This is a genomic window from Fusibacter sp. 3D3 (genome assembly GCF_001748365.1).
In the GTDB taxonomy this organism is placed as follows: Bacteria; Bacillota; Clostridia; order Peptostreptococcales; family Acidaminobacteraceae; genus Fusibacter_A.
Genome location: NZ_BDHH01000020.1, coordinates 1 through 18,171 on the forward strand (window position 1 = coordinate 1; position 18,171 = coordinate 18,171).

General features: G+C 38.6%; 12 protein-coding genes, 18 tRNA genes and 2 rRNA genes. 29 read left to right on the forward strand and 3 right to left on the reverse strand.

Going from position 1 to position 18,171, the window contains the following annotated elements:
• The 20 genes from F3D3_RS18550 to F3D3_RS18645 all read left to right on the forward strand — a co-directional run.
• Positions 1-842: ribosomal RNA gene (locus F3D3_RS18550) — 23S ribosomal RNA — on the forward strand; the annotation flags it as partial.
• 374 nt (positions 843-1,216) lie between these two features.
• A 5S ribosomal RNA gene (gene rrf / locus F3D3_RS18555) occupies positions 1,217-1,333 on the forward strand.
• Between the two features lie 5 nt (positions 1,334-1,338).
• Positions 1,339-1,413, forward strand: a tRNA-Asn gene (locus F3D3_RS18560).
• 4 nt (positions 1,414-1,417) lie between these two features.
• Positions 1,418-1,506, forward strand: a tRNA-Leu gene (locus tag F3D3_RS18565).
• A gap of 66 nt (positions 1,507-1,572) precedes the next feature.
• Positions 1,573-1,649, forward strand: a tRNA-Met gene (locus F3D3_RS18570).
• Between the two features lie 36 nt (positions 1,650-1,685).
• Positions 1,686-1,760: transfer RNA gene (locus F3D3_RS18575), tRNA-Glu, on the forward strand.
• A 34-nt stretch (positions 1,761-1,794) separates the two neighbouring features.
• Positions 1,795-1,871: transfer RNA gene (locus F3D3_RS18580), tRNA-Asp, on the forward strand.
• Between the two features lie 101 nt (positions 1,872-1,972).
• Positions 1,973-2,048: transfer RNA gene (locus tag F3D3_RS18585), tRNA-Thr, on the forward strand.
• Between the two features lie 7 nt (positions 2,049-2,055).
• Positions 2,056-2,140: transfer RNA gene (locus F3D3_RS18590), tRNA-Tyr, on the forward strand.
• A 6-nt stretch (positions 2,141-2,146) separates the two neighbouring features.
• Positions 2,147-2,220 (forward strand) — tRNA-Gly (locus F3D3_RS18595).
• Between the two features lie 60 nt (positions 2,221-2,280).
• Positions 2,281-2,356: transfer RNA gene (locus F3D3_RS18600), tRNA-Val, on the forward strand.
• Positions 2,357-2,362: 6 nt separating this feature from the next.
• Positions 2,363-2,437: transfer RNA gene (locus F3D3_RS18605), tRNA-Gln, on the forward strand.
• A 9-nt stretch (positions 2,438-2,446) separates the two neighbouring features.
• A tRNA-Lys gene (locus F3D3_RS18610) sits at positions 2,447-2,522 on the forward strand.
• Positions 2,523-2,527: 5 nt separating this feature from the next.
• Positions 2,528-2,616 (forward strand) — tRNA-Ser (locus F3D3_RS18615).
• An 8-nt stretch (positions 2,617-2,624) separates the two neighbouring features.
• Positions 2,625-2,715 (forward strand) — tRNA-Ser (locus tag F3D3_RS18620).
• A 12-nt stretch (positions 2,716-2,727) separates the two neighbouring features.
• Positions 2,728-2,804 (forward strand) — tRNA-Ile (locus F3D3_RS18625).
• A gap of 23 nt (positions 2,805-2,827) precedes the next feature.
• Positions 2,828-2,903, forward strand: a tRNA-Trp gene (locus tag F3D3_RS18630).
• Positions 2,904-2,934: 31 nt separating this feature from the next.
• Positions 2,935-3,011: transfer RNA gene (locus F3D3_RS18635), tRNA-Pro, on the forward strand.
• 25 nt (positions 3,012-3,036) lie between these two features.
• Positions 3,037-3,113 (forward strand) — tRNA-Ile (locus F3D3_RS18640).
• Positions 3,114-3,120: 7 nt separating this feature from the next.
• A tRNA-Phe gene (locus F3D3_RS18645) sits at positions 3,121-3,196 on the forward strand.
• A 155-nt stretch (positions 3,197-3,351) separates the two neighbouring features.
• Here F3D3_RS18645 and F3D3_RS18650 read toward each other — a convergent pair.
• Positions 3,352-4,329: a ribonuclease H-like domain-containing protein gene (locus F3D3_RS18650; RefSeq protein WP_069875953.1), complete on the reverse strand. Its 978-nt coding sequence runs from the start codon at positions 4,327-4,329 to the stop codon at positions 3,352-3,354.
• Positions 4,330-4,556: 227 nt separating this feature from the next.
• On the opposite strand from F3D3_RS18650, the gene F3D3_RS18655 reads away from it, so the two are divergent.
• Positions 4,557-5,615, forward strand: a complete 1,059-nt coding sequence (locus F3D3_RS18655; RefSeq protein WP_069875954.1) for an HD-GYP domain-containing protein — start codon at positions 4,557-4,559, stop codon at positions 5,613-5,615.
• A 261-nt stretch (positions 5,616-5,876) separates the two neighbouring features.
• On the opposite strand, the gene F3D3_RS18660 is transcribed toward F3D3_RS18655, so the two are convergent.
• A complete protein-coding gene (locus F3D3_RS18660) occupies positions 5,877-6,866 on the reverse strand; it encodes an asparaginase (protein ID WP_069875955.1) in 990 nt (329 codons plus the stop codon).
• Between the two features lie 191 nt (positions 6,867-7,057).
• Here F3D3_RS18660 and F3D3_RS18665 point away from each other — a divergent pair, with 191 nt between their 5' ends.
• Together F3D3_RS18665 and thiI are read left to right on the forward strand one after the other, a co-directional pair.
• Positions 7,058-8,221 carry a cysteine desulfurase family protein gene (locus F3D3_RS18665; RefSeq protein ID WP_084389165.1) on the forward strand — a complete coding sequence of 388 codons (1,164 nt, stop codon included), beginning with the start codon at positions 7,058-7,060 and terminating at the stop codon, positions 8,219-8,221.
• A 36-nt stretch (positions 8,222-8,257) separates the two neighbouring features.
• Positions 8,258-9,442, forward strand: a complete 1,185-nt coding sequence (thiI, locus tag F3D3_RS18670) for a tRNA uracil 4-sulfurtransferase ThiI (protein ID WP_069875956.1) — start codon at positions 8,258-8,260, stop codon at positions 9,440-9,442.
• Positions 9,443-9,524: 82 nt separating this feature from the next.
• Here thiI and F3D3_RS18675 read toward each other — a convergent pair whose 3' ends face one another.
• Positions 9,525-12,962 (reverse strand): transglycosylase domain-containing protein, encoded by a 3,438-nt coding sequence (locus F3D3_RS18675; RefSeq protein ID WP_069875957.1) that lies wholly within the window; start codon positions 12,960-12,962, stop codon positions 9,525-9,527.
• A 162-nt stretch (positions 12,963-13,124) separates the two neighbouring features.
• Between F3D3_RS18675 and hflX the strand changes: the two genes are divergently transcribed.
• From hflX to F3D3_RS18705, 6 genes are all read left to right on the forward strand, one after another.
• The gene (gene hflX / locus F3D3_RS18680; RefSeq protein ID WP_069875958.1) at positions 13,125-14,405 is read left to right on the forward strand and encodes a GTPase HflX; all 1,281 of its coding nucleotides are present in this window, start codon (positions 13,125-13,127) and stop codon (positions 14,403-14,405) included.
• A gap of 5 nt (positions 14,406-14,410) precedes the next feature.
• The gene (locus F3D3_RS18685) at positions 14,411-15,055 is read left to right on the forward strand and encodes a YigZ family protein (protein ID WP_069875959.1); all 645 of its coding nucleotides are present in this window, start codon (positions 14,411-14,413) and stop codon (positions 15,053-15,055) included.
• 34 nt (positions 15,056-15,089) lie between these two features.
• On the forward strand, positions 15,090-15,500 hold the full coding sequence (locus F3D3_RS18690) for a CoA-binding protein (RefSeq protein WP_069875960.1): 411 nt from the start codon (positions 15,090-15,092) through the stop codon (positions 15,498-15,500).
• Between the two features lie 18 nt (positions 15,501-15,518).
• A complete protein-coding gene (locus tag F3D3_RS18695) occupies positions 15,519-16,316 on the forward strand; it encodes a DeoR/GlpR family DNA-binding transcription regulator (RefSeq protein WP_069875961.1) in 798 nt (265 codons plus the stop codon).
• A 140-nt stretch (positions 16,317-16,456) separates the two neighbouring features.
• Positions 16,457-17,326: a carbohydrate ABC transporter permease gene (locus F3D3_RS18700; protein ID WP_069875962.1), complete on the forward strand. Its 870-nt coding sequence runs from the start codon at positions 16,457-16,459 to the stop codon at positions 17,324-17,326.
• A gap of 10 nt (positions 17,327-17,336) precedes the next feature.
• Positions 17,337-18,167 (forward strand): carbohydrate ABC transporter permease, encoded by an 831-nt coding sequence (locus tag F3D3_RS18705; protein WP_069875963.1) that lies wholly within the window; start codon positions 17,337-17,339, stop codon positions 18,165-18,167.
• The last annotated feature ends 4 nt before the right edge of the window (positions 18,168-18,171 follow it).

Consider the following 18,171-nt stretch of genomic DNA (forward strand, 5'->3'; position numbering starts at 1 on the left):
GGAAAGACCCCGTGGAGCTTTACTGCAGCTTGGCACTGGATAATGGTATATCATGTACAGGATAGGTGGGAGACATAGAAGTGAGGACGCCAGTCTTCATGGAGTCACTGTTGGGATACCACTCTTGATATAACGTTATTCTAACTATGGACAGTAACCCTGTTCTAGGACAATGTCAGGCGGGCAGTTTGACTGGGGCGGTCGCCTCCTAAAGAGTAACGGAGGCGCCTAAAGGTTCCCTCAGCGCGGTTGGAAATCGCGCGAAGAGTGTAAAGGCAAAAGGGAGCTTGACTGCGAGAGGGACACCTCGAGCAGGGACGAAAGTCGAGCTTAGTGATCCGGTGGCACCGCATGGAAGGGCCATCGCTCAACGGATAAAAGCTACCCCGGGGATAACAGGCTTATCTCCCCCAAGAGTCCACATCGACGGGGAGGTTTGGCACCTCGATGTCGGCTCGTCTCATCCTGGGGCTGAAGTAGGTCCCAAGGGTTGGGCTGTTCGCCCATTAAAGAGGCACGCGAGCTGGGTTCAGAACGTCGTGAGACAGTTCGGTCCCTATCTGCTGTGGGCGTAGGAAATTTGAGAGGAGCTGTCCTTAGTACGAGAGGACCGGGATGGACAAACCTCTGGTGTATCAGTTGTTCTGCCAAGAGCACTGCTGAGTAGCTAAGTTTGGAAGGGATAAGCGCTGAAGGCATCTAAGCGCGAAGCCCCCCTCAAGATGAGATTTCCCATCCTTTATGGAGTAAGATCCCATGTAGATAATATGGTAATAGGCCTGAGGTGTAAGTACAGTAATGTATTCAGCTGACAGGTACTAATAGATCGAGGACTTGACCAATGACAAGTTTTCACTTGTGAAAACGAGCAAGGTTTAAGACCACAAAAGAACAAATCGGTTAATCTGATATATGCAATTTTGAGTGTGCAAACCAGCAATCTATCTTTGATAGATGCAAGGTAAGTATGGCGTTCTCGCTTGCGAGATTCTCCAGCCGACATAGCCTTTACGCAGTAAATGCAGGAGGCATGTTGGTAAAAAATACTTTAGTAGCATTCAAAAAATAGTGTTGACAATGGGTTTGCAAGATGGTAAAATTATTCTTGCTGACATAGTTGTAACAGCGAAATGAAAAAGGTAATTTCTTAACTTTACAGTTAAGACCGTTCGATTTAATGTGTTGCAAGCAACACTGCCTAAATTGAACTCCTATATCCAGTGATGAAGGCGGAGGGGCTACACCTGTTCCCATACCGAACACAGAAGTAAAGTCCTCCAGCGTCGATGGTACTTGGCGGGCAGCTGCCTGGGAGAGTAGAACGTTGCTGGTTTATGTTCCAAGATAGCTCAACGGTGGAGCACTCGGCTGTTAACCGATAGGCTGAGGGTTCGAATCCCTCTCTTGGAGCCATTTAGCCGGAGTGGCGGAACTGGCAGACGCACAGGACTTAAAATCCTGCGATCCTTACCGATCGTACCGGTTCGATTCCGGTCTTCGGCACCAATTTCTTTAACAAGAAATGTGCAAAATACTTGTTGAAATTTCAACAATAAAACAAAAGAAACACATGGCGGCGTAGCTTAGTTGGCTAGAGCGTTCGGTTCATACCCGAAAGGTCGGTGGTTCGAGTCCACTCGCCGCTACCATTTTTAGTCAATTTAGATTAAAGGATTCAAATTCATGGCCCCTTGGTCAAGCGGTCAAGACACCGCCCTTTCACGGCGGTAACAGGGGTTCGATTCCCCTAGGGGTCACCATTAGTTTCGTTCATAACTATAAAATGAACATTATGGCCTAGTAGTTCAGTTGGTTAGAACGCCAGCCTGTCACGCTGGAGGTCGAGGGTTCGAGTCCCTTCTAGGTCGCCATTTAAACATTTTGATTTATTGATCAATTGTTTGCAAGCAGCATGAATGTTGATCGTTCATGTGTACATTGATAGGAATATTGATGTAGAAATGTACCAAATGCCGGTGTAGCTCAATTGGTAGAGCAACTGACTTGTAATCAGTAGGTCGCGGGTTCGAGTCCCATCACCGGCTCCATGTTTTAGGAGGGGTTCCCGAGTGGCCAAAGGGGACGGACTGTAAATCCGTTATCAGCGATTTCGAAGGTTCGAATCCTTCTCCCTCCACCATTACTTGCGGGTGTAGCTCAATGGTAGAGCTCCAGCCTTCCAAGCTGGCTGTGAGAGTTCGATTCTCTTCACCCGCTCCAGAAACATTTAGTGATTGAATTCACGAGGCGCAGGTCGATGCCTGCAAAACGATAACCCACGGGAGTTTAGCTCAGCTGGGAGAGCATCTGCCTTACAAGCAGAGGGTCATAGGTTCGAGCCCTATAACTCCCACCATCATTTTGGGGATTCGCCAAGCGGTAAGGCACCGGACTTTGACTCCGTTATTCACAGGTTCAAATCCTGTATCCCCAGCCAACTTAATAGGGTCCATTAGCTCAGTCGGTAGAGCATCTGACTTTTAATCAGGGTGTCCCGCGTTCGAGTCGCGGATGGATCACCAAACATGGAGAGGTACCGAAGCGGTCATAACGGGGCGGTCTTGAAAACCGTTAGGGTGAAAGCCCACGTGGGTTCGAATCCCACCCTCTCCGCCAAATTTAATGGAGAAGTACTCAAGTGGCTGAAGAGGCTCCCCTGCTAAGGGAGTAGGTCTTGTAAGGGGCGCGAGGGTTCAAATCCCTCCTTCTCCGCCATTAAATTAATTGGGGCCTTTAGCTCAGCTGGTTAGAGCGCCCGGCTCATAACCGGATGGTCCGGGGTTCGAGTCCCTGAAGGCCCACCATATTTTATATTGATAAACACCTTAGGGGTGTAGCTCAGCTGGTAGAGCAGCGGTCTCCAAAACCGCGTGTCGTAGGTTCGAACCCTGTCACCCCTGCCAAGTTTCATTTAAAATTGCATATCAAAAATATCGGGGTGTAGCGCAGTTTGGTAGCGCATTTGGTTTGGGACCAAAGGGCCGCGGGTTCAAATCCTGCCACCCCGACCATTAAGGCTTTTAGTCTGAAAATTGTGGGCGTATAGCTCAGCTGGTTAGAGCGCACGCCTGATAAGCGTGAGGCCGGTGGTTCGAGTCCACTTATGCCCACCACAATTTTGCCCGGATAGCTCAGTCGGTAGAGCAGGGGACTGAAAATCCCCGTGTCGGTGGTTCGATTCCGCCTCCGGGCACCAAGTTTTTAAAATTTGAACTGTAAGGTTCTTTTTTTATTTTTTGAACTTATAAATATACGGTTAAAATCTATAAAATATGAAAGCACTCTTATTACAATAAAGCACTCTCATTACAATTTAGGAATGGATCTTAAAGGGTAACGAGAGTGTTTTTATTACAGGTATTTGCTATGAATTTTTTCCGCAATATGAACAATATTATGCCAATAAAGTTGATCATCAACGGCAATCAGATAGGTTTCCTTATCGCTTTGGCTCAGTGCGGAGAAATCAAGATTAAGGACAGAATTAGTATTTACAATGGTGAGAACAGTATCTGAATCTTTCATTTTCAATTTTTTTATTTCAAAACTAATGATTGTATTTTCAATTTTCTGATCAAAGGTTGAACCTAAAGTTTCATAATAACTTTCGATGCGAGGTGCTTTATAGGGATGACCAAGTAAAACGATACAAGTATTCTTTTTAAATTCACAGGATATTAAAAAGAATTGTTCTTGTGCAAGTGTGCATTTTTTATAAAGCGTATTGAATTTGATATTTTGATAAATACGGAGCAAAGGAACCATGTTGATTATATCATCATAATTATGAAGTAAAATAATCTCTTCGAGTTTAGGATCTTTGGTTTCAATAAAACTATGATAGAGTATGACGCTATCTTTTCCACTAATGGTATCTGATCGATGAATGCCAATAAATTTTTCAAGTGATTTTAAGGTATAGCTCTCAAAGGGAAAAAAGACTTTGTTCTGCCGTACAACCCTTAACAAATCTATATTAAATTTTTTATTTAACATACGATTGACTTTCAGAGCTTTTAATCTCGCATTGATGAATGGAAAATCAAATGAATCACCATTAAAGCTTACAAAGTAATTAATTTTATGAGCTTCAAGAAGTACAAAAAATTGCTTCAAAATATCGCGTTCGGATTGATAGTCTTCATTAAATAATTGAATGACTTTTCCCGTTTTAGTTTGATCAGAAAAGATGACCATGCCGATCAAAACAATTTTATTTTTGTGACTTAGGCCATCCGTTTCAATATCAATAAAAGCAATATTATGATCTTCAAAGAGTTTGGTGACGTAACTATAATCTTTAGAAAAGGCATATTCTAGTATTTTCATTTTAGTCCTCACTATATGAATTGAGTAAATTGGAAATTACTTTGAGAATTACTCAACTTTATTTTACTCAATTACATTATAGCACAATATTACATTTAGCTGAGTATGGTTCTCAAGAACTATTTAGCACATATTAATACTCATTTTTGTTGGCGAAGATTGAATATTATGGCAATGACAATTAATCTATGATAAGATTATAATGTGGTTGTTTGGTGGGGGGATATATGAGAGAAATTGCAATAGAAGGATTAACTTTAGGGATGTGCTTGTCGAAAGATATTTATAATGATCTTGGCAATATAATTTTGTCGCAGGGGACAGAAATTGCCGAAAAACATTTGGATTATTTTAGAAAACATGGTATTTATTTTGTTTATATAGAGGAAATTGATGATATTATATCGCGAGATCGCTATAAAAATGCTATGGCACATAAGCTAAAAGATTTAAATCATGCTTATGGGGAGGTTTTGTCACAGTTTAAGACGCTCTATTTTGAAATTGAAAACAAGAATTACACTTTCGATATAAATGCTGTTAAAGAAGGTTTAATGGAACTGATAGACACTTTACTTTCTGATAATGATATTTTAGGCAGTATGAGAGTAATCGCCCTTGATGAAAATTATCATTTTACGCATGCCGTTAATGTTGCAATGCTTAGCGCTATGATCTGTAAATGGTTAAATCTTGACAAAGAGACGATTTATATGGCATCCTTGTCAGGTTTACTACATGACGTCGGCAAAGCACAGGTATCTCAAACGCTTTTATTTAAATCAGATGATTTGGAAGCGGAGGAGTTCGAACAATTAAAGATGCATTCTAGATTTGGTTATGAGAGCTTAAAGAATAATCCGACTATCCCCAAGGCGGTATTAGCTGCGATATTATTCCATCATGAAAGAAGTGATGGCAGTGGCTATCCAAGTGGATTAAAAGAGGAACAGACACCTTATTTTGCGCGAATTGTTGCCGTGGCAGATGTCTTTGATGCCATAACTTCGGATAAGATCTATAAAAAAGGGGTGTCCTCATTTAAGGCGTTTACAATTATAAAAGACGAAAGTTTTAGGGGGCTTGATCCCAACATTTCAGAAGTTTTTTTAAGCAATATTGCAGCATTTTTTGTAAATAATCGTGTTCGGTTATCTGATGGAAGAGAAGGCGAAGTTGTATATATTAATAAATATGCACTCAATAGGCCTCTTGTCAAAGTATCCAATGCATTTATTGATTTATCTACGGATTATTCACTTGAGATTGAAGAAGTAATTTCATAAAAAAATGACGCCTCATAGGTAAAAGGCGTCATTTTTTATGTTTTATATTGTAAAAAAATGGATCAATGGGCATCCTTCAATAAAATATCTTGATATAACCCTTGAGGAGATGAACCCCCACTTCTCTAAGTGGGGGTTCATATTCCTAATTCAGTGGGAGTCCAAACGCCCACTGAATACAATCCGATAGGATTGTGCAAGTGTTACGAAGGTAGCGAAGCGGACTGAGTATACGCTTTGATCCCTTGAGTATACGCTTTTTTACTTATAGAATGAGGATTCAAATATGGTTTTAATTTCACTTATTTTTTTTGTTTTACCCAGTGCGAGCATTAATTTAATTCGAGCTTTTTGACCATTTAAATTTCCGCCAAAAATGGCCCCTAAATCTCTTAAGTTTTTACCACCGCCAAGATATCCATAAGAGTCTAATACGCGTCCTGAAGGACATCTGGAGACGATGATGACAGGTATATCTCTGGAGATGGCAAGTTTTATACCCGAAATCATTTCAGGAGGCACATTACCACGCCCCATGGCCTCAATAACAAAACCTTTAGCACCGTTATTGATGGCAAAAATCATATAGCTAGAGTCTGTACCAACACATGATTTTATGAGTTCAATTGAGGTTTCAATTTCATCCGTTTCAATGTGTTCATGCTTCATGATGTTTCTGTAAAAGATGACTTCATCGTTGTCAACGATACCAAGGGGGCCAAATTCTAGAGATTTGAATGTGTCAAGGGATAAAGTGTGTGTTTTAGTAACTTCTCGGGCTGAGTTGACTTCGTTGTTGAGTACGATGAGTACGCCTTTGTCAAGGGCTTCATCTGAGATTGCAGTACAAATTGCCGATGATAAATTGCTAGAGCCATCATATCCTAATTCAGAGTTGTTACGCATAGCGGCAACCATAACGATTGGTTTTGTTGGATTGATATTTAAGTCAAGGAAGTATGCGGTCTCTTCAAGAGAGTCTGTTCCGTGAGTGATCACGATACCATCAATATCGTCTCTTTTTATAAGTGTCTTGACGATATTGGCAAGATTGTGAATGAGCATGGGTGACATATGTGGACTTGGGTAACTACCAAAGTCAATAACTTCAATATCTGCAACTTTATCAATATTTGTAACCATAGACATGATTTCTTCGTTAGAGAGAGCAGGAACAGCTGCAGCTAATCTCTCATCAACTTTCATTGAAATCGTGCCTCCTGTGAATACCACAGCAACTTTTTTTCTCATGAATGCCTCCAAAAAATAAATGACTTAATCTGAATTCAAAATTATTATATAATAATATAGTAGTGAATAAAAGGAATAAGAAAAAGTATACACTGCGATTTGTTTTAAAAAAATAGAATATTTGATGAAACGCTTTACTTTTTGTAATTCATAATATAAAATTCTATATTGTTTGTAAGGGAGTGAATATTATGATTTATTTAGATCACAGTGCAACGACACCTGTGGATCAAGCTCAAAAAGAATTAATTTTAAGACTTATGTTTGATGATTTTGGAAATCCATCATCACTTCATAAGCTAGGGGTTAACAGTGAAAAATATTTAAAGAAGAGCCGTGCTCAAATTTCAAAGGCTCTTGGTGTAAACGAAAAAGAAATTTTATTCACCAGTGGGGGAACAGAGTCTAATAACTTTGCGATTCAAGGGGCGATCCCTAAAAGTAAAAAAGGGCGCCTTATTACATCTACTTTTGAACATCCTTCCGTTTTAAAATGTGTTGAGCAGATGGCGAAAAAGGAATTTGACGCACACTTTATAAAAATAGATTGTGATGGTTTTATTGATTTAAATGAACTTGAAATAACTCTAAGTCAAGAGACGGTTCTTGTAAGCATTATGCATATCAATAATGAAATTGGAACTATACAGCCCATTGAAGAGATTGGTCAAATGATTTATAATTTCAATCAGGCGCATAATACTAAAATCATCTATCATGTGGATGCGGTACAAAGTTTTGGAAAGCTAAGGGTGAATGTAAAGAAAGCACATATAGATTTGCTGTCCTTTAGTGCACATAAGATCAATGGTCTTAAGGGCATTGGAGGTCTTTACGTGCGAGAGGGTGTTACTTTGATGTCTTTACTTTACGGTGGGGGACAAGAGAAGGGGTCAAGACCAGGAACGGAAAATATTTGCGGCATTGCCTCTTTAGGTGCCGCTACAGAAAGTACTTTTCAAAATTTAGAGACCAATTATGAACATGTTAAAAATTTAAAATCTACAATGCTGTCGTACCTTGAAACGCATTGTAATGCATTTGAAATTAACGGGACAATATCCGATAGAACAAGTCCTTATATTCTAAATGTTTCATTCAGAGGGATAAAAGGGGAAGTATTACTTCATACTTTGGAGATGCATTCGATTTACGTTTCCACAGGTTCAGCTTGTTCTTCTAAGAAGAAAAGTTATTCTCATGTACTGGAAGCGATGGCGTTAGATGATGAAAGATTAGAGGGTGCTATTCGAATTAGTTTTTCTAAGATGAATACGTTAGAAGAGGTTATAAAAGCCTCTGAAATAATTTGCAAGGAAGTTAAAAGTTTGAGAAGTATAATCAAGAGAATGTAAATTTATAGGGATCACGTTCAGTAGAGAGGAATAGAAATGAGAGCATTAATCTTAGTAAGGTATGGTGAAATTGGACTTAAGGGCATGAACCGACGCTATTTTGAGAAAAAATTTATTAAGAATATCATAATGGCAGTTAAGCACATTGAGGATGCCTATGTGATAGATCGTCATGGAAGAGCATATGTAGATTACAATACAAAAGATCACGATGAAGTAATTGATATCGTTACTAAAATATTTGGGGTCGTATCCATTAGTATCGCTTATAAAATTGATAATGATTTTGAACTCATGAAAACAGAGGGATTAGCTGAAGTTAAAAGGCAAATGCTTTTAACAGGTGCTACTACCTTTAAAGTTGAAACAAAACGTGCCAACAAGGGATTTCCGATTAAATCACCTGATATTTGTCAAAAAGTGGGAGGCTATATTCTTTCAAATGTTGAAGGGTTAAAGGTAGATGTCAATAATCCTCAGATCACTTTGACACTTGAAATTAGAGAAAAAACATATATTTATTGTGAACGCATTCCTGGACCAGGTGGAATGCCATATGGGACAGCTGGAAAAGGGATGCTTCTCTTATCTGGGGGCATTGACAGCCCTGTGGCAGCGTATCTCATTGGGAAGCGAGGCGTTGAACTTGAAGCTGTGCATTTTCATTCTTACCCTTTTACCAGCGATCGTGCTCTAGAGAAAGTTATTGATCTTGGGAAGAAATTGACTCAGTACACACGAAATTTGAAGATACACAGTGTCAATATTTTGGAGATTCAAAAGGCAATTAATGAAAACTGTCCATCAGAAGAAATGACCCTTTTATCTAGACGTTTTATGATGAAGATCGCAGAACAATTGGCAGTTGAGCAGAAATGCGGCTGTCTGATAACAGGAGAGAATATAGGACAAGTTGCAAGTCAGACGATGGAAGGGTTAACGGTGACTAATAATGCTGTAAACATGGTCGTTTTAAGACCTTTAATCGCATATGATAAAGTGGATATCATTAAAATTGCAAAACAGATTGACACTTTTGAAATTTCAATTTTGCCTTTTGAAGATTGTTGCACCGTGTTTTTGCCTGATAGAGTCGTTACGAGGCCAAAGGTAGATAAAATAATTAACTCTGAAAATCTTGTGAACGGCGAAGAGCTCATAGCTCAAGCGATTGAGCAAAAAAAAACCTACATTATTTCCAAAGGAGAACTCCTAGAGTAAATCCAATTGAGATAAGACGATATCATAAAAACGACCTCATTCAAAAGCAAGTGAATGAGGTCGTTTTTTATAAATTGTGTTTTTAATTATTCGTGTTCATGGAATCTTCAGTGATGTTACTATTATCATCTACGCCTTGAATAGCCTCATTGACACTAGGTAATGTATCCATGTGATCAAGCTCCTCGGTTGTAAACGTAGGAATAAACTTGATCATATAGGCAGGAATCGTAGAGGCATCCGGGAATAAAATGGAATTGTCAGCTAAAATTTTTGTACCAATAGGCAATAATACTTTTTGACCATCGTTGAGTTCTATGAAGAAAGGTCTTTGAACCACAGTGCTGCCATCAGCAAACTTAATCGTAGGTGTGACACCTTCATAGTTACTATAATCAAAAGTGTCAATGATTGTGCTATTGTGGATATCGCACTCCGCAGTTGGAAGTTCATAAACCCAGTCCCCCAAAATAATTGGATTGCCACTATTATCGTAGTTTTCAGATGGTACATACGGTAATGGCCGCTTGACAAATACTTTGTTTTCAACAAGGGTTGTCGGACAATTTGGCGTTGCAAGTTTACCGCTTTCAAGACAAACGGTTGCAGAAACATGGACATCATCTTGTTCTGTTGGTTCAGTTCCTTTGATGAAAATTTCACTGATGACTGTATTTCTAGGATCCATATAAGATAAGTCGGTCGGTAGTTTGCCAGACATCGTATCTACTTTACTTGTAACGATACCGTCAGGACGTTCAAATTGCTTAGGTTCTAGCTCTGCATGAATTTCACTCATAACAGTTTTCCAAAATAATGCGGAAACACCTGAGCCTTGATCGAGGGGCATGTTAACGTCATTACCAAACCAGACACCTGCAACATAATAAGGTGTAAATCCAATAAACCAAGCATCCATTTTATTGGAAGTTGTTCCTGTTTTACCTGCTACAGGAATCGAATCGTTGTTGGGTGAAATTCTAGCAGAAGATGCGATTCCTGATGTTACAGTGGACTCCATCATATTTTTAACGATGTAAGCTACATGCTCATCGACGACGACTTCTTTAGTCTGGTTATTCTCAAGGATGATTTCACCTTTATTGTTTTCAACGGAGGTGTAAGTGATGAGTTCAGTTAAAACACCTTTGTTGGCAATGGCACCATACGCATTGGTCATTTCAAGCGGGGATACCCCCTTTGTCATACCCCCCATAGAAACGGCAGACAAGTTCATATCACTTGTGCCACCTTCAGTCACTAGGGAAGTGATTCCAAACTTCTTGAGATATGATATACATGTGTCCACACCAAGATCATTTGCAATATAAGCGGCAATAGTATTGATGGAGTATTGCATACTTCTTCTTAAAGTCACAAGGCCCCAGTGTTTCGGGTATGAGCTTGAGTGTTCATACCAGTTATAAGGCCAGCGAATTGATGGACTGCCACTCAAATAAAGCGGACGATCATCAATGGGTGTTGCCGCTGTATATCTAAGCGAATCGATGGCTGGCGTATAAATAGACAATGGTTTTATTGAAGAACCGGGTTGTCTTGGATTTACAGCTCTGTTGTAAATCTTTTGACCTGAAATATTACGGCCGCCGACGACTGCTTTAAGCTGTCCAGTATGATAATCAATGATGACCATAGCCGATTGAGGTTGAATAATACCAACATCGCTAATATAATAATTATCTTTGTCGATGAGTAGCGTTTGGTTGCCATCGAGCTTAAAAAAATCGGGTTCTTTTGCCAAAAAGGCTTTATCGATGACGACATTTTTATCGGCATCAAAAGATTTATATTCATTAGGGATGAATACATCACGGCCTTCATAAGTGTAAAGGCCCTCAATATTTTTCTTGCCTGTGCTTTTACCGCTTGCATCTTCGTTATAAGTGAATGTATTTTTAACGACGACTTGAATGCTGACAACCTGATCGCCTTGTAAATGTGGATAAAAATTCAAACGCTTATTTTTAAATAAGACCAGATTACCTTGATCATCAAATTTATAATCACTAGAAGGCAGCATTAATTGCTGATCCGTATTGATGAAATTGCTCTGTTTGAATAAAATTGTACTTTTAGTTTCTTCTGAAATAATATTGCCATCTTTGTTGAATGTGACCGTTACCCTTGGAAAGTTTTCGTTATTTCTTAAAAAACCTTGGGCATAAAGTGCTTTTTTTAGCAATATGACTTCTTCGCCGTCGGATCCTTTTTTATAGAGATTTTGTGTAAATACAGAAGTATCCATCCCAGTAACTTCGCCAATTTTAGCGATGGTGCCTTGACCCGCTATACCATCTGCAGATAAATTATATTTGGATTGAAATGATTTAACTGCGGCATGTGTGGATTCGCCAAAATAAGTGGTAAAGTTATCGGCATCGTAATTGCTTTCAAGGATCTTTTGCATATCGAAATCAATGGTAGAGTGGATCACTAAACCTTTAGTATAGAGAATATTTGAAGCTTCCTCATAGGTGTAGCCATAGGTTTCAATCAAGTCGTTGAGCACATCTTCTTTGACCATGTCGGAGAAATAAGATGAAATTTCAGTTGAAGTTAATTTACTTGGCTGAAGTTTTGTTTTCAGATCAACTGCTTTAGCAGCCTTGTATTCATCATCTGTCAAGTAACCATTATTTCTCATGAGCAAAATGACGATATTGTATCGTTCTTCACAACTTGGATTAAAAACCACTGTGAAAAGTGGATTTGAATCATCTAAGACATAATCTTCTGGCGTTACATTCTCTTTCTTTTTTGTCGTCATAGGGGCATATTTTGTCGGTGATTTTGGAACGCCAGCAAGCATTGCAGATTCCACAAGATCCAGATCTTTTGCACTCTTTGAAAAATAAGTTTGAGCAGCAGCTTCAACACCATTTGCACTAGAACCTAGGTAAATGAGGTTGAGATACCCTTCGATAATTTGCTCTTTTTTAAGGTATTTTTCGAGTTCAACGGCATAATAAGCCTCTTTGATTTTACGATCAACAGACCTTTCTGTTTTGGAATCCGGTAAATAGACATTTCTAGCAAGCTGCTGTGTGATGGTGCTCGTACCACCAAGTCTTTTGCCTGAGGTCAAGGTATCTTTCACGGCACCAAACAAGCGTACAAAGTTGAAGCCGTTATGTGACCAAAAGGTCTTATCCTCAACGGCAACAAAGGCATTGATGAGGTTTTTACTGATATCATTGTAGCGAACAATGGTACGAAGCCCATTTACGTTTTGAATTTGTTCTAAAACGCGGTCTTCGCCATCGACGATGACAGAATTTTCAGTAAGAGCCTTTTCAATTAAGGTTGGATCAATTGCTTCGATGTCCTTTAATACATTTGTGACGTAGAAATAGGCAATTCCAGATCCTAGCATACCCGCAACGATCATGAAAATCAAAAATACTTTGAGTATATTTAAAAACGTACCATTTGATTTTTTCTTTTTCTTCTTCTTCTGACTTGCATTCTTTTTAGGAGAAGCCGTTTTGTTACTTTCCATTTAAAGACCTCCAATGCTCTAAAATGACACATTTCCTTGCGGAAATTCTCACTGTATTATAACATATTTAAATGTGGGTGTTAAATTATTTAACCGTAAATAATCTTTTTGTAATATTACGGTTTTATAGTATAATGACCTTAAGAAAAGTAGGTGATATATATGGAAGAAAACAAAGTTATAACACAACGTGCTGTTTTAGTGGGACTCTATCAAGGATTGAAAGACGAATTTGATATTAAAGAATCCATGAATGAACTTGCTGAACTTACACTTGCGGCTGGCGCAGAGGTAGCAGATATTATCATTCAAAATAAGGCGTCTATTGAAGCGGCCACCTTTATAGGCTCTGGAAAAGTGGAAGAAGTCAAAATTGCGGTTCAAGATACAGAATCCAATATTGTCGTTTTTAATGATGAATTGTCAGGGGCACAAATTAGGAATCTAGAGGCAATACTTGAAACAACAGTAATTGATCGGACTGCACTCATCTTGGATATATTTGCGATTAGAGCACAGACTAAAATTGCGAAACTTCAAGTGGAACTTGCCCAGTTACGTTATAGAATGCCAAGACTAATTGGTCTTGGGGCATCTCTTTCTCGTACTGGGGGTGGCATTGGTACAAGAGGTCCTGGTGAACAAAAGCTCGAAATTGACCGCAGAAGGATTAATGAACGCATTGATGAAATAAGAAAACAAATTAGAGAAGCTGAGAAAAATAGAACAGTCCAAAGACAACTGAGAGAAAAAATGGAAGTGCCCGTGGTGGCTTTAGTGGGCTACACAAATGCGGGAAAATCGTCTATTTTAAATTATTTTATCAACCATTCTCTTGAAGGTGAACCGGATAAACAAGTATTTGAGAAAGATATGCTCTTTGCAACTTTAGATACATTTGCAAGAAGAATTGTACTTGAAGATAAAAAAGAGTTTGTTTTAACGGATACAGTTGGCTTTGTTTCAAAATTGCCACACAGCATTATTGATGCTTTTAAAGCGACACTTGAAGAAGCATTAGGTGCCGATTTGCTTTTACATGTTGTGGATGCATCCAATGATTCATATGCCATGCAAATGGAAGTGACGAAGCAAGTTTTAAACGAGTTAAAAGCGGGCGATAAGACGATGATCAACGTTTTTAATAAGATTGATTTAGTACCAAGCAAGGTCATCGGGGATCTGGATGAATCTGTACACATTTCTGCTAAAACTGGCGAAAATGTGGGAATACTCATTGAAAAAATTAAAGCGCATCTTTTCAGTAATATGAAACAGGCATCTTTTCTAGTTCCATACACAGATGGTAAAGCAGCTTCTTATCTTTGCCAAACCTATCAAGTTATTAAACTGGATCATTTAGAAATGGGCACTTATATTGAAGCTGAAGTATCTGAAATAGATTACAACAAGTACAGTCAATATTTAAAAATCGAGGCGTAAGTTAAATGAAGCCATACAAGACGATTTTAGAGGCAAGTGAAATCGAAATCAATATTCAAAAATCAAAATTTATTGGACATGCAATGCCAATAGAATCAGAAGCAGACGCGACCATTTTCATTGAGCGCATTAAAAAAAAGCATTATAATGCAACCCATAATGTGCCTGTCTATCTGTTGGGTGATGATATGAGTACTCAACGCTATTCTGATGATGGGGAACCCTCTGGGACTGCTGGTATACCCGTTTTAGAAATGCTGAAAAAGGAAGGAATTACAAACTTATGTGTTGTAATCACACGTTATTTTGGCGGTATTAAACTCGGAACGGGCGGACTCGTTAGAGCCTATACAGAAGCGGCACAGAAGGTGATTGAACAAGCTAAAATTGTGGATAAAGCAGTATACAGGGAGGTAGAATTGATTATTGCTTATCACTTGCATGGGAAGATTCAGAATGCTTTGTTGCTTATGGAAAATGTTGTATTAAAAGACACTCAGTTTAGCGATCACGTCGTGCTGTCAATTTATGTAATTGAAGGCGAGCAAGATCTTTTAACAGAAAAGTTAATTGATCTAACTTCCAATAACATAGAAGTTAAAATTTTAGAGTCAGGCTATTTGACGCTTTATAATGGAGAATTGATCTGATTTTAGTGGATTATGTACAGAAGGAGATAGCGTTATGGATGAACAAATCAAACAAATGCTCAATAAAAAAGTTTGGGCAGTGGTAGGTGCAACAGAAAATGCTTCGAAATATGGCAACAAAATATATAAAAAATTAAAGCGATTTGGGTATGAAGTTTACGCGGTTAATCCCAATTATAGTGAAGTAGATGGCGATGTTTGCTATGCATCTCTAAGCGATTTACCTAAAAAAGTGGACTGTGTGGATGTGGTAGTGGGCCCTCAATTTACTCAAAAAACACTTGAGGAAGTCATTGAACTCAGTATTGAGAATATCTGGTTTCAACCGGATACGTTTACGGTTGAACTGATTGATCAATCAGAAGCAGCAGGTATTAATACGGTTTACTTAAATTGCGTTTTAGTGGAACTTGATCGTCAAAATGGATTAGAACATACGGATTGATAGTATTGGAGAGATCAAGTGACGCATAAAGTTGAAAAGCGCAGACGAGAAATATTAAAAATACTGGATAAGGAAGGTCAAGTTTTTTTGAATGATATGGCAGACCTGTTCGATGTGAGCAAGGAAACCATTCGGCAAGATTTTGACCATCTCAACTTAAATTATGATTTGACACGAGTTCATGGTGGGCTGAGAAAAGAACGCGAGATGGCCTATCAGGAACAGTATCACTATCAATATAAGCAACATTTGAGAATAGATGAAAAGAAAAAACTATGCCATAAGGCTGTGGAATTCTTAAAAGAAGGTGATATGATTTATGTGGACGGAGGGTCTACTGTATCGTATCTCCTTAATTATCTGGATCAGCGAAAGGGCATTACTTTAGTGACGCCATCGATTGCTTTGCTGATGAAATATGTGGTTGAGGGATATGAGCGTCACTTTATGGCATCAAGCAACACGTTTATATTCATTGGTGGCAATGTGAATCAGTCCCTTATGACAACCTGTGGACCGATTTTTGATGCTTCAATTGAACCGATGCATTTTGATAAAATGATATTTTCTTGTGATGCGGTTGATCTTAGGGGTGGTGTTACCAATACAGACGATGCGACCTTCGCCATTATGCAGAGCGTTAAAAAAAGGGCTCGATTCAAGATGCTCTTATCCGATCAGTCGAAGTTTGGATTTGTGGCACATTACAGAGCTTTTGGGCTTGAGGAACTGGATTACTTGATAACTACCAAGACATTTGATGAGAAATGGCAGGCCGAATTAGAAAAGATGAGCATAAATTTCTATACGGTCTAGCGCAGTATGCATGAATAACCAATAAAAAACCAAATTTTTATTTAAAAAGCCAAGAAAAAGACTGATTTAACAGGGTCTTAACTTGGTTTTTTCTTTTTCTTTACGGGACACTGTTAATCTATGAGTGAAAGGAGATTGACATGAAACCGAAACCAATAATTCAAATTTCATATACGATTTTATTTATGATCCCTTTGCTGCTCTTTTGGATTATCCCCTTAATGATGGCTTTTGGTATCAGCTTTACAGACTGGGATTATATATCGCCATCTTCTAATTTTGTAGGCATGGACAATTACCGCTATATTTTTGAGGATGCGGATTTTATGAGAGCCTTATGGAATACGCTTATTTTCGCAATAGGCTCTATCTTGCCGACGATGATGATCGGTCTTGGATTGGCACTAATCCTCTATAAAAACTTTAAAGGATGCAGATTATATCAATTGGTTGTTTTTTCGCCTTGGATAACGCCAACAGTGGCAGTGTCTCTCGTATGGTCTTGGATATTTGAACCCGAAAGAGGCCTTTTAAATCACTTTTTAGGCATGTTATCCATTGCGCCACTTGAATGGTTAAAGAGTTCTGATACGGCTATGTTTGCTGTGATTATTTTTACAGTATGGAAATCTGTTGGATGGACTATGTTGTTTTATCTGGGAGCCCTTGAAAAGGTGCCAGAGAGTACGTATGAAGCTGCAACATTAGACGGTTGTAATGCTTTTAGCAAATTTCTCCATATAACATTACCTCTGATTTCGCCGACGACATTTTTTTTAGGCATTATCAACTTAATTGCCTCTATTCAAGTTTATGATCAAATACAGATCATGACACAAGGCGGACCTGGGGGGAGCACAACCACACTTCTGTACCTGTATTACCAGAAGGCATTTCAGAATTTTAATATGGGAGAAGCAAATGCAGTGGCGATGATTATGTTAGTCATTATAGTGTTTTTATCTCTTATCAGCACTTGGCTTTCTAAGACGCATGTGCATTATGACTAGGGAGGCGTAAATGAAAAAAAATTTACTAAAGGGCATTAAGCATTTGTTTTTGATCTTTGTCTCCATGGTATTTGCCTTCCCCTTTGTTTGGATGATCTTTGGCATGTTTAAAACCAACAATGAAATTTGGCAGGAACCCTATAAAATGTTGCCCGATCATTTTAATTTTGGTGAGGTCTTTGCAAATCTAGGGGCACTTCATTTTGAAACGTATGCTTTTAACAGTATATTTGTAGGCATTGTTGGCAGTATACTCATGATTTTTATTGCCTTGATGTTCAGCTATGCCATTGTCTTTATGGACAGCAAAGGCATGAAAATACTCTTTTGGATTGTCCTTGGGACGTATATGTTGCCAAGTGCAGTCACTTATGTACCCGCATTTGTGATCCTTGCAAAATTAAAGTTATCGGATACACTAACGGGATTAATTTTTTCAAACCTTGCAAGTGTCTTTGCGGTTTTCTGGTTGAGACAATCCTTGCTCAAGATGGACCGGAGTTATGTTGAAGCGGCACGAATTGATGGTGCAAGCCATATGGAAATCATGCGACATGTGATTTTTCCTTTAAATAAATCTGCAATTTATACTGTATTTGTCTTGACCTTCGTTCAGCAGTACAACAGCTATATGTGGCCGAGTATTATGCTCAAGAGTCAAGAAAAATACCTTATATCGCAGGGGCTTAGGCAATTTTTTATACAAGATGGTGCCTATGGCATGAACTGGTCACAAATAATGCTGGCAAGCACAGTGGCTATTTTACCAATTATAGTGATTTTTATTCTGACACAAAAGTGGTTTTTAACAGGCATTAAGGAAGAAAGTGGCTCAAAATAGGAGG